The organism is Pseudomonas cichorii (assembly GCF_015471405.1).
Lineage (GTDB): Bacteria > Pseudomonadota > Gammaproteobacteria > Pseudomonadales > Pseudomonadaceae > Aquipseudomonas > Aquipseudomonas serbiensis.
On sequence record NZ_BLVZ01000022.1, the window covers coordinates 63,789 to 79,187 of the forward strand.

The window sequence follows — 15,399 nt, forward strand, 5'->3', positions numbered from 1 at the left end:
ATCAAACGTGACGGACTTCAATGATCTCGTACTCGATCACACCGCTAGGCGTTTTCACCGCCACCACATCACCCTCTTCCTTGGCAATCAAGGCGCGAGCGATAGGCGAACCGACGGAAATCTTGCCCAGTTTGATATCGGCCTCATCCTCACCAACGATCTGATAGGTAACAGATTCGTCGGTTTCAACGTTGGCGATCTGGACAGTCGTACCGAAAATCACCTTCCCTGTATGAGGAATGGTGGTGACATCGATGATGACCGCATTCTGCATACGGCCTTCGATATCCCGGATACGCGCCTCAACCATACCCTGCTGCTCGCGGGCAGCATGGTATTCGGCGTTTTCCTTGAGGTCGCCCAGCTCGCGCGCAGTACCGATGTCCTGGCTGAGCTTGGGACGAACCACCTTGGTCAGATGCGTCAACTCTTCTTCCAGGGCGCGAGCGCCCTGGACAGTCATTGGGTATTTGATCATGCCTTCAATCCTGCATGTAGATCCTGCAAGCGCCGCACGGTCTTTTCAGGACCGAACTTGAGCGCTTCGCAGATGGCCTCGCCTGCAGCAATAGTAGTGGTGCAGTAAATCTTGTGCTGCAAGGCGTTACGACGAATGGAGTAAGAATCGGCGATGGACTGACGGCCTTCGGTGGTGTTGATGATCAGAGTGACTTCGTCATTCTTGATCATGTCGACCACGTGAGGACGGCCTTCAGTCACCTTGTTGACACGACGGACCTTCAAGCCCGCAGCTTCGATCAGCTTCGCCGTACCGGCGGTCGCCACGATCTCGAAACCGAGGTTGATCAGATCGCGGGCAACACCAGCAACCAGTGGCTTGTCGTCATTGCGCACGCTGATGAACGCAGTGCCGCCTGTCGGCAGAATCTCGCTGGCGCCCACCTGAGCCTTGGCAAAGGCTTCACCGAAGGTATCGCCCACGCCCATGACTTCACCGGTCGACTTCATCTCTGGGCCGAGGATCGGGTCAACACCCGGGAACTTGGCGAACGGGAAGACCGCTTCTTTCACGCTGTAGAAGTTCGGAATGATTTCCTTGGTGAAACCCAGCTCTTTCAGGGTTTTGCCTGCCATGACGCGGGCAGCGATCATGGCCAGGGAAACACCGATGCACTTGGACACGAAAGGCACGGTACGCGATGCACGCGGGTTCACTTCGATGACGTAGATGTCTTCGCCTTGCAGCGCCAACTGAACGTTCATCAAGCCGACAACGCCCAGCTCAAGGGCCATCTTCTTGACCTGCTCGCGCATCTCGTCCTGGATGTGAGCCGGCAGCGAGTAAGGCGGCAGCGAACATGCGGAGTCACCGGAGTGAACGCCTGCCTGCTCGATGTGCTGCATGATCGCGCCGATGACGACATCGGTTCCGTCGCAGACTGCATCGACGTCCATTTCGATTGCACAGTTCAGGAAGTGGTCCAGCAATACCGGGCTGTCGTTGGAAACCTGAACGGCTTCACGCAGGTAACGCTTGAGTTCTTCTTCCTGGTAGACGATTTCCATCGCCCGGCCGCCCAGTACGTAGGACGGACGCACAACCAGCGGGTAACCGATTTTTGCGGCAGCGCGAATGGCTTCGTCTTCGCTGCGCACAGTCGCGTTTGGCGGCTGACGCAGGTTCAGGCGTTCAACCATCTGCTGGAAGCGCTCACGGTCTTCTGCACGGTCGATAGCGTCAGGGCTGGTGCCGATGATCGGCACGCCAGCAGCTTCCAGGGCACGAGCCAGCTTCAGAGGAGTCTGGCCGCCGTACTGGACGATCACGCCTTTAGGCTTCTCGACGCGCACGATTTCCAGAACGTCTTCCAGAGTCACAGGCTCGAAGTACAGACGGTCGGAGGTGTCGTAGTCGGTCGATACGGTTTCCGGGTTGCAGTTGACCATGATGGTCTCGTACCCGTCTTCGCGCAGCGCCAGAGCCGCGTGTACGCAGCAGTAGTCGAACTCGATGCCTTGACCGATACGGTTAGGACCGCCACCCAGGATCATGATCTTGTCGCGGGTCGACGGGTTGGCCTCGCACTCTTCTTCGTACGTCGAGTACAGATAAGCAGTGTCGGTGGCGAACTCGGCAGCGCAAGTATCGACGCGCTTGTAGACCGGGAACACTTCCAGCTTCTGGCGATGAGTGCGCAGGTTCTTCTCGGTAACGCCCAGCAGCTTGGCCAGACGCGCATCAGAGAAGCCTTTGCGCTTGAGGCGGAACATCAGGTCACGGTCGATAGCCGAAAGACCCAGTGTCTTGACCTTCTCTTCTTCCTTGATCAGATCTTCGATCTGCACCAGGAACCAAGGGTCGATCATGTTCATGCCGAAGATTTCTTCGACAGTCAGGCCTGCGCGGAAAGCATCGGCGACGTACCAGATACGCTCGGCACCCGGAACAGTCAGCTCACGCTTGAGCGTGCTCATGCTGTCCGGATCGGCCAGGTCCAGCTTCGGATCAAGACCGCAGACACCGACTTCCAGACCACGCAGGGCTTTCTGCAGGGATTCCTGGAAGGTACGGCCGATGGCCATGACTTCGCCGACCGACTTCATCTGGGTAGTCAGGCGGGCATCAGCCTTGGAGAACTTCTCGAAAGCAAAGCGTGGCAGCTTGGTGACAACGTAGTCGATGGACGGCTCGAAGGACGCCGGGGTCTTGCCACCGGTGATGTCGTTCTGCAATTCGTCGAGGGTGTAGCCGACTGCCAGCTTGGCAGCAACCTTGGCAATCGGGAAACCGGTAGCCTTGGAAGCCAGAGCGGAGGAACGCGAAACACGCGGGTTCATCTCGATCACGACCATGCGGCCAGTGTCCGGGCAGATACCGAACTGCACGTTGGATCCGCCGGTTTCGACACCGATCTCGCGCAGTACAGCCAGGGAGGCGTTACGCAGGATCTGGTATTCCTTGTCCGTCAGGGTCTGTGCAGGCGCAACAGTGATCGAGTCACCGGTGTGCACGCCCATCGGGTCGAAGTTTTCGATGGAGCAGACGATGATGCAGTTGTCCTTTTTATCGCGGACAACTTCCATTTCGTACTCTTTCCAGCCGATCAGCGATTCGTCGATCAGCAGCTCCTTGGTCGGAGAAAGGTCCAGACCACGGGCGCAGATTTCCTCGAACTCTTCACGGTTGTAAGCGATGCCGCCACCGGTGCCGCCCATGGTGAAGGACGGACGGATGATGCAAGGGAAGCCCAGCTTCTCGAGAACGGCGTTGGCTTCCTCCATGGAGTGGGCAATACCGGAGCGCGGGCATTCCAGACCGATGGATTTCATGGCCTTGTCGAAACGCGAACGGTCTTCGGCCTTGTCGATGGTGTCGGCATTGGCACCGATCATTTCAACGCCGAACTTCTCCAGAATGCCTTCGCGCTCCAGATCCAGTGCGCAGTTCAGTGCAGTCTGGCCGCCCATGGTAGGCAGTACTGCATCCGGGCGCTCTTTTTCGATGATCTTGGCAACGGTCTGCCACTTGATCGGCTCGATGTAAGTGGCGTCAGCCATGGCCGGGTCGGTCATGATGGTCGCAGGGTTGGAGTTAACCAGAATGACGCGGTAACCCTCTTCGCGCAGAGCCTTGCAGGCCTGGGCGCCGGAGTAGTCGAATTCACAGGCCTGACCGATCACGATAGGACCGGCGCCGAGAATCAGGATGCTTTTAATATCTGTACGTTTTGGCATGGGGTTGTCACTCAAATCCGTAGGTCAGTCGGCAAGCCGTCTTGAACATTTCTTTGCGGTGACCTGGGTGGCGACAACCGGACTCGCTGTCCGGGGCCACCCTGGGCACCTGCTTACTACATTCTCAAGGCAGCCGGTCAGCGTCGCTTGGCCATGGCTTCGATAAAGCGGTCAAACAGGGGAGCCACGTCATTCGGACCCGGGCTTGCTTCAGGGTGACCCTGGAAGCTGAAGGCGCTCTTGTCCGTGCGCTCGATACCTTGCAGGGTGCCGTCAAACAGCGACTTGTGGATGGCGCGAACGTTGCTCGGCAGAGTCGATTCATCAACCGCAAAACCGTGGTTCTGGCTGGTGATCATGACGACGCCGGTATCCAGATCCTGGACCGGGTGGTTGGCACCGTGGTGGCCGTGACCCATTTTTATCGTCTTGGCACCGGAGGCCAGAGCCAGCAACTGGTGACCCAGGCAGATACCGAAAACCGGAATCTCGGTTTCCAGAACTTCCTTGATGGCCTTGATGGCGTAGTCACATGGCTCAGGATCGCCTGGGCCGTTGGACAGGAAAACACCGTCCGGGCTGTAGGCAAGTACATCGCTGGCAGGCGTTTGCGCCGGAACCACGGTGACGCGGCAGCCGCGCTCGACCAGCATGCGCAGGATGTTGACCTTGACGCCATAGTCGTAGGCCACGACATGGTACGGCAGCTCGGCAGCAGCGATTTCAGGATGGCTGTCGGTCTTCAGGCTCCAGACGCTGGAGCGCCACTCGTAGCTTTCCTTGGTGCTGACCACTTTGGCCAGGTCCATGCCTTTGAGGCCCGGGAAGCCGCGAGCCGCTTCGATTGCAGCCTCTTCGGAAATGTTGTCACCGGCGATGATGCAGCCGTTCTGAGCACCTTTCTCACGCAGGATGCGGGTCAGGCGACGAGTATCGATACCCGCGATGGCAACGACATTGTTGGCCTTGAGGTATTCGTCCAGGGGCTGCTTGTTACGCCAGTTGCTGGATACCAGTGGCAGGTCACGAATCACCAGACCTGCGGACCATACGCGATTGGACTCGGCGTCTTCAGGCGTGGTGCCTGTGTTGCCGATGTGCGGGTAGGTCAGAGTAACGATTTGCTGGGCATAGGAAGGATCGGTAAGGATTTCCTGATAGCCGGTCATTGCGGTGTTGAACACCACCTCACCAACGGTCTGACCGTCGGCTCCAATGGCTTCGCCGCGAAAAATGCTGCCATCAGCAAGGGCAAGTATGGCTGGCTTAGTCAAGAAGACCTCCCGTAAATAAAGCCTGAAAGGGCGTTCGCAGGTTGCAAAAAAGCGGAATGACGTAGATACGTCACCCCGCTTTCTTATCGAATCATCTGCGCGCTTTTAGTGGACACACTAAAGCTGTAGCTTACAGAAAAAGCCTTTTTTGGTCTACCACCAATGAGCCCGAAAACCCACGGAATGCGACAAGGCTAAATCCGGTACTCACAATCAGCGCAGCTCCAGCACATCCTGCATGTCATAAAGACCAGGAGCCTTGCCATCGAGCCACATGGCAGCTCGCACAGCACCCTTGGCAAATGTCATGCGGCTGGATGCCTTGTGGGTGATTTCCACGCGCTCGCCATCGGCAGCGAACAAGACCGTATGATCACCCACGATATCGCCAGCCCTGATGGTCGCAAAACCAATCGTCTGACGATCACGGGCACCAGTCTGGCCTTCACGACTATGGACAGCGACCTTCTCCAGATCACGACCCAACGCCTCGGCAACCACTTCCCCCATGCGCAATGCCGTGCCCGAAGGGGCATCGACCTTGTGCCGATGGTGAGCTTCGGTGATTTCGATATCGACATCATCACCCAGCACGCGAGCCGCCGTATCCAGCAGCTTCAGGCAGAGGTTCACACCCACACTGAAGTTGGCAGCGAAAACGATAGGGATCTCTTTCGCCGCCTCAACCAGCTGCAGCTTCTCTTCAGCACTGAAACCCGTGGTGCCGATGATCATGGCCTTGCCCGCCTTGCGGCAGAAAGCCAGATTCTTGAGCGTCACGGTAGGATGCGTGAAGTCGATCAAGACATCGAACTCATCGGCAACCCGGGCAACATCACCCGACAACGGCACGCCGATACGACCCAGCGCAGCCAGCTCTCCGGCATCAGCGCCCACCAGCGTGCTATCAGGACGATCAATGGCAGCAGTCAGCCCGGCGCCCGGCGCCGACAGAACCGCCTCAATCAAAGTCTTACCCATGCGCCCCGCGGCGCCTACCACAGCAATACGTCGCATAACCTTCTCCTGCCGAATCAGCCCTTACAAGTCACCGAAGAAACGCTTCACACCCTCGAACCAGCCACTGGCCTTCGGAGAATGAGAGTCGTCGCCTTCAAGCGAGGTACGGAACTCTTCGAGCAGTTCACGTTGACGCTTGCCGAGATTGACCGGGGTTTCAACCGCGACACGACACATCAAGTCGCCAGCACCGCCGCCACGCACCGGAGCCACACCCTTGCCACGCAAGCGGAACTGCTTGCCGGTCTGAGTGCCCTCAGGGATCTTCAACTTGACCCGACCATCCAGCGTCGGCACTTCAAGCTCGCCACCCAGAGCCGCATCAGTGAAGCTGATTGGCACTTCGCAGTACAAATGCTTGCCGTCGCGCTGGAAAATGGCGTGTTCACGCACATTGATCACAACGTACAGGTCGCCGGTCGGTCCACCCTGAGAACCCACCTCGCCTTCGCCGGACAGGCGAATGCGATCACCGGTATCGACACCTGGCGGAACCTTGACCGAGAGGGTCTTGGATTCTTCGACACGACCTTCGCCATGGCACGAATCGCACGGATCGGAAATGATCTTGCCGTGACCATGGCAACGAGGACAGGTTTGCTGCACGGAGAAGAAACCCTGCTGCATGCGCACCTGACCAATGCCACCACATGTCGGGCATGTGACAGGCGAAGAACCTTTCTTCGCGCCGCTGCCATCGCAAGGTTTGCAATTGACCAGCGTCGGAACACGGATATTCACGGTCGTACCGCGAACCGCTTCTTCAAGATCCAGCTCAAGGGTATAGCGCAGATCGCTGCCGCGCTGTGCGCCGCCACGACCGCCACCACCACGGCCCCCGCCGAAGAAGTCGCTGAACACGTCACCGAAAATATCGGAGAAGTTCGCACCGCCAGCACCACCACCGAAACCGCCGCCACCCATGCTCGGGTCTATGCCGGCATGGCCGTACTGATCGTACGCCGCACGCTTGCTGGCATCGGACAGGACTTCATAGGCCTCATTGGCCTCTTTGAACAGCTCTTCCGCAGCCTTGTCATCAGGGTTGCGGTCCGGGTGGTGCTTCATCGCAAGGCGGCGATAAGCCTTCTTCAGCTCAGCCTCGCTGGCACCTCGCTCCACCCCCAACACTTCATAATAATCACGCTTTGCCATAATTCTTCCGCACTCTTGAGGACGTTCGGCAAGACCCTCCTGAGCCTCGCCAAACTCGTTGAGCCCCATACAGGCCCGGACCCAACTCACGTCAATTCAACGATCCTGGTCTTCATTCGACAGCCAGTTACCTGGCTGAGAAAGCGGCAGAACGAGTCGTCACGCAGGAGCATCACGACCTTGCCACATGGCCTGCGGACAAAAATCCGCACGCCGAAATTTTGCTTGTTCCAGACACGCCAACGCGGGAGCAAGCTCCCGCGCGGCGACATCCTACCAGCCACCGCTCGGAACGGGTCAACTGGCTTTCAAGCAAGCATGTGCTTACTTGTGGTCTTTCACTTCTTCGAACTCGGCATCGACAACGTCATCAGCCTTGGCTTTCTCTTCAGCAGGCTGAGCAGCAGCCTCTGGGTTCTCGGCCTGCTCAGCGTACATTTTCTGAGCGATTGGCGCGGAAACTTTGGACAGCTCTTCGATCCTGGCTTCGATAGCAGCCTTGTCGTCGCCTTTGACGGCAGCTTCCAGAGCAACCAGAGCAGCCTCGACAGCAGTCTTCTCTTCTGCGGTCACTTTGTCGCCAGCATCGCTGATCATCTTGCGAGTCGAGTGAACCAGTGCATCACCCTGGTTACGGGCAGATGCCAGCTCTTCGAACTTGCGGTCTTCTTCGCTGTTGGCTTCAGCGTCGCGGATCATCTGCTGGATTTCTTCGTCCGACAGACCCGAGTTGGCCTTGATCACGATGGACTGCTGCTTGCCGGTCGCCTTGTCTTTCGCGCCTACGTGCAGGATGCCGTTGGCGTCGATGTCGAAGGTAACTTCGATCTGTGGAACGCCACGTGGCGCTGGTGGGATCTCGGCCAGGTCGAACTTGCCCAGGGACTTGTTCTGACCGGCTTGCTTACGCTCACCTTGCAGCACGTGAATGGTTACAGCGTTCTGGTTGTCATCGGCAGTCGAGAACACTTGCGATTTCTTGGTAGGAATCGTGGTGTTTTTCTCGATCAGCGCAGTCATCACGCCGCCCATGGTTTCGATACCCAGAGTCAGCGGGCTGACGTCCAGCAGCAGAACGTCCTTGACGTCACCGGCCAGTACCGCGCCCTGGATAGCAGCACCCATGGCAACAGCTTCGTCAGGGTTGACGTCTTTACGAGCTTCTTTACCGAAGAACTCTGTCACCAGCTTCTGGACCAGCGGCATACGAGTCTGGCCACCGACCAGGATCACGTCGTTGATCGCGCCGATGTCGATGCCGGCATCTTTCAGAGCAATACGGCATGGCTCGATAGTGCGCTGAACCAGGTCTTCAACCAGAGATTCCAGCTTGGAGCGCGAGATTTTCACGTTCAAGTGCTTTGGACCGGTAGCGTCTGCAGTGATGTACGGCAGGTTGACGTCGGTCTGCATGCTGGAAGACAGCTCGATCTTGGCTTTTTCAGCAGCTTCTTTCAGACGCTGCATCGCCAGCGGGTCACCTTTGAGGTTCATGCCGCTTTCTTTCTTGAATTCGTCGACGAGGTAGTCGATCAGACGAATGTCGAAGTCCTCACCACCCAGGAAGGTGTCGCCGTTGGTTGCCAGCACTTCGAACTGGTGCTCGCCGTCAACTTCAGCAATTTCGATGACCGAAACGTCGAAAGTACCGCCACCCAGGTCATAAACGATGACAGTGTGGTCGCCCTTCGCCTTGTCCATGCCGTAAGCCAGAGCGGCTGCGGTTGGTTCGTTGATGATACGTTTGACGTCCAGACCCGCGATGCGACCGGCATCCTTGGTGGCTTGACGCTGGCTGTCGTTGAAGTAGGCCGGAACGGTGATGACCGCTTCGGTGACGGTCTCGCCGAGGTAGTCTTCGGCGGTCTTCTTCATTTTCTTCAGGATTTCGGCAGAAATCTGAGGAGGAGCCATCTTCTGGCCATTTACTTCAACCCAGGCGTCGCCGTTGTCAGCCTTGGCGATCTTGTACGGAACCATCTGGATGTCTTTCTGTACGACGTCTTCTTCGAAGCGACGGCCGATCAGACGCTTTACTGCGTACAGAGTGTTGTGCGGGTTGGTTACTGCCTGACGCTTGGCGGACTGGCCGACCAGGATTTCACCATCGTTGGCGTAGGCAATGATCGAAGGAGTAGTACGAGCGCCTTCGGCGTTCTCGATAACCTTGACGTTGCCGTTTTCCAGAATAGAGACGCAGGAGTTGGTGGTCCCCAGGTCAATACCGATAATCTTGCCCATCTTTGACTCTCCCGAAACTTTTGATTTGGTTGCCGCAACTGCGTTTACAAATTGCGGTAGCTCTTAAACGCTTGGCCTATAAATGGGGGCCAGACAGCTGATTTCAAGCCTGCTCATCAATTGATGGCGAAACAGGCGACGGTGCCTTGCTGACCACGACCATGGCCGGGCGCAGCAGACGACCGTTGAGCTGATAACCCTTCTGGAACACTTTCAGAACGCTGTTTGGCTCGACATCAGCGCTTTCCTGCATAGCCATTGCCTGATGATGTTCGGCATTGAATGGCTGACCGTGCGGGTCTATTGCTTCCAGCTGATAGCGCTTGAGGGTGTCGTTGAACATCTTCAGCGTCAGCTCGATACCTTCACGCATCGGACGAATGCTTTCGTCGTCCGGGCTGGACAGGTCCAGGCCACGCTCCAGGCTGTCCACGATAGGCAGCAGATCGCCAGCGAACTTTTCAAGAGCGAATTTGTGAGCCTTTTCCACATCCTGTTCTGCACGACGACGTACGTTCTGCAGATCCGCAGCAACACGCAGGGACTGGTCTTGTGCCGCAGTCAATTGCTCTTCGAGCACCTGCACACGAGTTGCCAGATCATCACTCGAAGCTGTCTCGCCAGCCTGATCCTGGGTTTGCGCATCCAGATTCTGTTCGTCAGCCATAGTGTTCTCCTCTCAAAAACGTCCGCGAACCCATCTCGCGCTTCTGCCCCCCTATATGGGAACGTATTTTCAGGCTTCAAGGGCCCGACACGATGGATATGTGCATTGCCTGAAAATTTTCCTCTGCCGTCGAAGCGCTGAGCGGACCAGTTTTCATTACTGCCAGGACTAAAAAAGCTCGTTACCCGATCAAATCGAGCTAAGTGCAAGCATTGTCAGAACCAAATAAAACACTGTATAAATAACCAGACAAATCGCTTGGGAGCCACTCCATGCTGGTGCACCTTTCCGTACATAACTACGCCATCGTCGAACACCTTGACCTGGAACTGGATCGAGGCATGAGCGTAATCACTGGCGAAACCGGTGCCGGCAAGTCGATCATGCTCGACGCCCTGGGCCTGACGCTCGGCGACCGCGCCGACAGTGGCGTCGTCCGCCCCGGAGCCGACAAGGCCGATATCCTGGCCACCTTCGATCTGTCCGATATTCCCGAAGCGCAAACCTGGCTGAAAGAGCGCGACCTGGACAACGACGGCCCGTGCATTCTGCGACGAGTCATAACAGCCGAAGGGCGCTCGCGCTCCTACATCAATGGCACGCCCTGCCCCCAAGGCGACCTGAAAGCACTCGGCGAACTGCTGATCGATATCCACAGCCAGCATGAACACCAGTCACTCCTGAAAACCGATACCCACAGACGCCTGCTGGACGAGTACGCCGGCGCGACCGAACTGGCACGCCAGGTTCAACTGGCAGCCCAACGCTGGCGCCAGACCCGCCAGGAACTGGAGCGACTCTCCAACTCCGGCGACGAACAGCGTGCCAGACACCAGTTGCTCAGCTATCAACTGGAAGAGCTGGAAGGCCTGAGCCTGGGCGAGAACGAGCTGGAACAGCTTGAGCAGGAACACAAGAACCTGACCAACGCAGAAAGCCTGTTGAGCATCTGTCGTCAGGTCGTCGAACAGTGCAGCGAGAGCGATTCGGGCAATGTCCTGAACGCCCTGACCGCCAGCCTGAATCGCCTCGGCAGCATCAACAACTCACCAACCGCCCTGAGCGAAGCCACCGGCCTGCTGTCCAGCGCGCAGATACAGATAGAAGAAGCCGTTGGAGAGCTGAATCGTTTCCTGGATCATTTCGACGCAGACCCTGCACGCCTGCAACAACTCGAAGAGCGCCTGGACAGCATCTATACGCTGGCCCGCAAACACCGCATCCAGCCAACCGAACTGAGCACATTGCAGCAAAAGCTTCTGGACGAGATCGAAACACTCAATGCCAACGATGAATCCATCGAGCGGCTTGAGCACGAACTGGCTTCATTTGCCCGCCACTACCAGGAAAAAGCCAGGGAGTTGAGCGATTCGCGCCAGCGCGCATCAACCGAGCTGGCCAGCGCCGTCGAGGAAGAAATCCAGCGCCTGGGTATGCCCGGCGGTCGATTCACCATCGAGCTGAAACCCAATACCGGCAACGACCTGCTTCCCCACGGGCTGGAACAAGTCGAATTGCTGGTCAGCGCCAACCCTGGGCAGCCACTGAAAGCATTGGCCAAGGTAGCCTCGGGTGGCGAGTTGTCACGGATCAGCTTGGCCATCCAGGTGATCACTGCACAGACCTCCCGCGTGCCTACTCTGGTATTTGACGAAGTGGACGTGGGCATCGGCGGCCCGACAGCCGAAATTGTCGGCCAGCTACTGCGCCGCCTGGGCGAGCGTGGGCAAGTCATGACCGTCACCCATCTGCCGCAGGTCGCCGCACAAGGTCATCAGCATCTGTTCGTACACAAGGTCAGAGGCAGCGATGCGACGCGAACCGCCGTATCGAAGCTCAACAAGAACGAACGTATAGAAGAAGTGGCGCGCATGCTCGGCGGCATCGACCTGACCAAGGAGTCTCTGGCTCACGCGAAGAAAATGGTCATCACCGCAAAAAACTGATGCCCCACAAAGCACAAAGGCGACCCTGAGGTCGCCTTTGTCGTCGCTGGCTTACGCCTTTTTGTTACGAACGTAGAGCACAAGATTGTGATCCACCAGATCGTAACCGTGTCTCTCGACGATTGCCTTCTGCAGCTTCTCGATCTCTTCGTCGAAGAACTCGATCACCTCGCCGGACTCCACATTGACCATATGGTCGTGGTGGCCGCCATCAGCCAGCTCGAACACAGCATGACCGCCGTCGAAATTGTGGCGAACCACCAATCCAGCAGCTTCAAACTGAGTCAGAACACGGTAGACCGTGGCCAGACCGACATCCTCGCTAGCCTCCATCAGCGCCTTGTAGACATCTTCGGCACTCATGTGGCGCTGCTCGGCAGAATCGAGCATTTGAAGGATTTTGACCCGAGGCAATGTCACCTTAAGTCCTGCTTTACGTAGTTCGCTATTTTCAACCATGGTCAGCTTTCTCGCAGACGCTGCTTCGCAGCTTCTCTTAATGCAGGTATGATCCGGGTTTACGTTGTCCCAGCCAAGATAGTGGAAGTCGCCCACCGATGCAAAACACCAAGCTCTTGCTAACCAGTTTCACCCTTGTGGGACTGCTCGCACTCGCCGGTTGTTCATTCCCCGGGGTTTACAAAATCGACATCCAACAGGGAAATGTCGTTACGCAGGATATGATAGACCAGTTACGTCCCGGAATGACCCGGCGACAAGTACGGTTTATCATGGGCAACCCCCTGCTGACCGACACATTCCACACTGATCGCTGGGACTACCTGTACAGTCTGCAGCCCGGTGGCGGTGAACGCCAACAGGAACGCATCAGCCTGATCTTCAATGGCAATGATCAACTGGTCAGCCTGTCCGGAGACTTCATGCCCGGCGTGAGCCGTGATGAAGCCATTCTCGGCAATCGCAGCAACCAGACAGTCCCGGCTGAAGCCCAGCCACAGCAGGCACCCGAAGCGCCAGCCAAGCCAGGCTCGCTGCTGGACCAGATCCAGAAGGATGTGGACAGCGTCGAAACTGTTCCGGTCCCTGTGCAGGAACCTCTGGAAACAACTCCGCATTAATCGGAAACAGTTTCAACAAGAAAGCCCGGCATGCCGGGCTTTTTGCTGTCTGGAGTTTGGAAAAACTCAGGGCATGGCATCTCTGTTCAAGCGTGCCTTGGCAGCACGCAGGCGCCGCACCTCCATCGGGTCAGCAAGTAGCGGGCGATAGATCTCGATGCGATCACCCGCCTCAAGCACACGCACCGAAGGATCTTTCACTACCTTGCCAAAAATGCCCACAGGGCATTGAGCCAGATCCAGTTCAGGAAATTGCTCCTGTATGCTCGAAACGACAAGAGCCTGCTGCACCGATGAGCCAACAGGCACAGCAACGGTGAGCAACACCTGATGATCGACGGCGGCATAAACCACCTCGATCTCGATCATCTCGTCAGACATGCAGCTCTTTGGCTCGCTGGCAAAAGGCATCTACAAGGGTATTCGCAGCCTGATTGAACAGTGGCCCCAAGGTGGCACGCACAATGGAGCCAGCATAATCGAAGGTAAGGTCCAGGCTGATCTTGCAGGCCTTTTCACCCAGCGGCTTGAATGTCCAGACGCCATGCAACTGGTTGAAAGGTCCTTCCACCAGATCCATCACAATGGACTCTCCTGGCACGAGTACATTGCGCGTTACAAATTTCTGGCTAAGGCCCCCCTTGGCGACCTCCAGACTTGCGCGCATGTGCGTCTCGCTTTCTTCAAGCACCACCGAGGAAGAACACCAAGGCAGAAACTCGGGATAGCGAGCCACATCATTGACCAGGTCGTACAGAAACCGGGCCGGATACGGCAAAAGAGCCGAGCGCTGAATATGCGTAGTCATGTGAGCGTCATTTCCAAAGCTGAGCGGCAAACAAAGAGTAAGCATTGTCCGGGATTCATCCATCGTGCTCAAGCGCACGCTTTCCCGTAGCCGACATTGAAGCAACTCCCTATAATGCCGCCCCTATGGCTAAGCTCAAGAAACATCCCACAGGGACCATCGCGCAAAATAAAAAGGCGCGTCACGATTACTTCATCGAACACAAGTTCGAGGCCGGTCTGGTCCTGGCTGGCTGGGAAGTAAAAAGCCTGCGTGCCAACAAGGTACAGCTGGTCGACAGTTATGTGTTGCTCAAGGATGGCGAGGCCTGGCTGATGGGCAGCCATATCACGCCGCTCAAGACCGCCAGCACACACGTCATCGCTGACCCGACACGCACCCGCAAACTGTTGCTGAACCAGCGCGAGCTTGAAAAGCTCACAAGCTCGGTGCAGCAGAAAGGTTATGCCTGCGTAGCCCTTTCCCTTTACTGGAAGCAGCACTTGATCAAGTGCGAAATTGCTCTGGGTAAAGGCAAGAAGGAATACGACAAGCGCCATACCGAGCGAGAGCGCGATTCGGATCGCGAGCTGCAACGGGCTGTGCGCAGCAAGGGCAAGGACGACTGATCCAAGCCCCTTGTGTGTGAGCGAATTCATTCGCGGATGAATTCGCTACGGTGATCCATCACATATTATTGCGGCGCTCCGCACGCGCTGTGCGTTGAACCTGTTGCCGCACTTCCTCCAGCACTTCCTGCACATAGGTCAGGTGGCGGCTGGACACCTCCCGCGCATCCTCGGCGCGCCCTTCGATAATCGCCAGATACAACTCACGATGCTGCTGAATGAGCATGTCGCGGGTTTCAGTGCGGTGCTGGTACATGCCGCCAATATTGATCACCACATTGCGCTTGAGCAGGTCGAACAAACCACGAATCGTATGCAGCAGCACTGTGTTATGGCTGGCCTCGGCAATCGCCAGGTGGAAACTGGCATCGGCAGCACCCTCCTCGGCCCGGCTCACTTCATCAGTGCTGGTGTAGCAATCCTGCAACGTATCGAACGCTTCACGCAGGCGCTCGCGATCCACATCGGTGGCACGCAGGGCCGCGTAGTAGGCGCAAGAGGCTTCCAGAGTGTGGCGAAACTCCAGCAGGTCTCGCTGGGCATCAGGGCTGCTTTCCAATAGATGAAGCAGCGGGTCGCTGAAGGTCGAGCCCAGGTTCTCGACCACATAGTTACCACCACCCTGACGACTGACCAGCAACCCCTTGGCAGTCAGCTTCTGGATGGCTTCGCGCAGCGAAGGACGCGAGACACCGAACTGCTCGGCAAGGGCTCGCTCTGCTGGCAGGCGTCCACCTGACTTGAGCGTGCCTTCAAGAATCATTCGTTCCAGCTGCTCGACAATGTCATCAGACAAACGGCGCTGACGCACCTGATCAAAACCCATAACCCCTCACTTCACACCCAGCTCTATTAGCGGGACCGCACATTCTGGCTTATCGCAGCCCTTCAGGCATCAGCCAGAT

14 protein-coding genes are annotated in these 15,399 nt (G+C 57.2%); 3 read left to right on the plus strand and 11 right to left on the minus strand.

What is annotated here, in order from left to right:
* Position 1: 1 nt before the first annotated feature.
* From greA to grpE, 7 genes are all read right to left on the minus strand, one after another.
* Positions 2-478, minus strand: coding sequence for a transcription elongation factor GreA (gene greA / locus JL015_RS26320; RefSeq protein ID WP_201020544.1), 477 nt, complete (start codon positions 476-478; stop codon positions 2-4).
* Positions 475-3,696 (minus strand): carbamoyl-phosphate synthase large subunit, encoded by a 3,222-nt coding sequence (gene carB / locus JL015_RS26325; RefSeq protein ID WP_201020545.1) that lies wholly within the window; start codon positions 3,694-3,696, stop codon positions 475-477. The genes greA and carB overlap by 4 nt, the downstream gene beginning before the upstream one ends.
* A 137-nt stretch (positions 3,697-3,833) precedes the next feature.
* Complete coding sequence (gene carA / locus JL015_RS26330) at positions 3,834-4,970, minus strand: glutamine-hydrolyzing carbamoyl-phosphate synthase small subunit (protein ID WP_201020546.1); 1,137 nt, start codon at positions 4,968-4,970, stop codon at positions 3,834-3,836.
* Between the two features lie 213 nt (positions 4,971-5,183).
* On the minus strand, positions 5,184-5,987 hold the full coding sequence (gene dapB, locus JL015_RS26335; protein WP_201005542.1) for a 4-hydroxy-tetrahydrodipicolinate reductase: 804 nt from the start codon (positions 5,985-5,987) through the stop codon (positions 5,184-5,186).
* A 24-nt stretch (positions 5,988-6,011) separates the two neighbouring features.
* Positions 6,012-7,145 carry a molecular chaperone DnaJ gene (dnaJ, locus tag JL015_RS26340; RefSeq protein ID WP_025258488.1) on the minus strand — a complete coding sequence of 378 codons (1,134 nt, stop codon included), beginning with the start codon at positions 7,143-7,145 and terminating at the stop codon, positions 6,012-6,014.
* Positions 7,146-7,469: 324 nt separating this feature from the next.
* On the minus strand, positions 7,470-9,386 hold the full coding sequence (gene dnaK / locus JL015_RS26345) for a molecular chaperone DnaK (RefSeq protein ID WP_201020547.1): 1,917 nt from the start codon (positions 9,384-9,386) through the stop codon (positions 7,470-7,472).
* Positions 9,387-9,489: 103 nt separating this feature from the next.
* Entirely contained in the window at positions 9,490-10,053 is a 564-nt protein-coding gene (gene grpE, locus JL015_RS26350; protein WP_201020548.1) for a nucleotide exchange factor GrpE, read from the minus strand.
* Positions 10,054-10,325: 272 nt separating this feature from the next.
* Here grpE and recN point away from each other — a divergent pair, with 272 nt between their 5' ends.
* Entirely contained in the window at positions 10,326-11,999 is a 1,674-nt protein-coding gene (gene recN, locus JL015_RS26355; protein ID WP_201020549.1) for a DNA repair protein RecN, read from the plus strand.
* Positions 12,000-12,050: 51 nt separating this feature from the next.
* Here recN and fur read toward each other — a convergent pair whose 3' ends face one another.
* Positions 12,051-12,458 carry a ferric iron uptake transcriptional regulator gene (gene fur / locus JL015_RS26360; protein ID WP_025258484.1) on the minus strand — a complete coding sequence of 136 codons (408 nt, stop codon included), beginning with the start codon at positions 12,456-12,458 and terminating at the stop codon, positions 12,051-12,053.
* A gap of 98 nt (positions 12,459-12,556) precedes the next feature.
* Here fur and JL015_RS26365 point away from each other — a divergent pair, with 98 nt between their 5' ends.
* On the plus strand, positions 12,557-13,078 hold the full coding sequence (locus JL015_RS26365) for an outer membrane protein assembly factor BamE (protein ID WP_201020550.1): 522 nt from the start codon (positions 12,557-12,559) through the stop codon (positions 13,076-13,078).
* Between the two features lie 66 nt (positions 13,079-13,144).
* Here the strand turns inward: JL015_RS26365 and JL015_RS26370 are convergent, their stop codons facing one another.
* Positions 13,145-13,459 (minus strand): RnfH family protein, encoded by a 315-nt coding sequence (locus tag JL015_RS26370; RefSeq protein ID WP_201020551.1) that lies wholly within the window; start codon positions 13,457-13,459, stop codon positions 13,145-13,147.
* Complete coding sequence (locus JL015_RS26375; RefSeq protein WP_201020552.1) at positions 13,452-13,886, minus strand: type II toxin-antitoxin system RatA family toxin; 435 nt, start codon at positions 13,884-13,886, stop codon at positions 13,452-13,454. The genes JL015_RS26370 and JL015_RS26375 overlap by 8 nt, the downstream gene beginning before the upstream one ends.
* A 125-nt stretch (positions 13,887-14,011) precedes the next feature.
* On the opposite strand from JL015_RS26375, the gene smpB reads away from it, so the two are divergent.
* On the plus strand, positions 14,012-14,494 hold the full coding sequence (gene smpB / locus JL015_RS26380; protein ID WP_025258480.1) for an SsrA-binding protein SmpB: 483 nt from the start codon (positions 14,012-14,014) through the stop codon (positions 14,492-14,494).
* Between the two features lie 58 nt (positions 14,495-14,552).
* On the opposite strand, the gene JL015_RS26385 is transcribed toward smpB, so the two are convergent.
* Positions 14,553-15,320: a GntR family transcriptional regulator gene (locus tag JL015_RS26385; RefSeq protein WP_201020553.1), complete on the minus strand. Its 768-nt coding sequence runs from the start codon at positions 15,318-15,320 to the stop codon at positions 14,553-14,555.
* Positions 15,321-15,399: the final 79 nt, after the last annotated feature.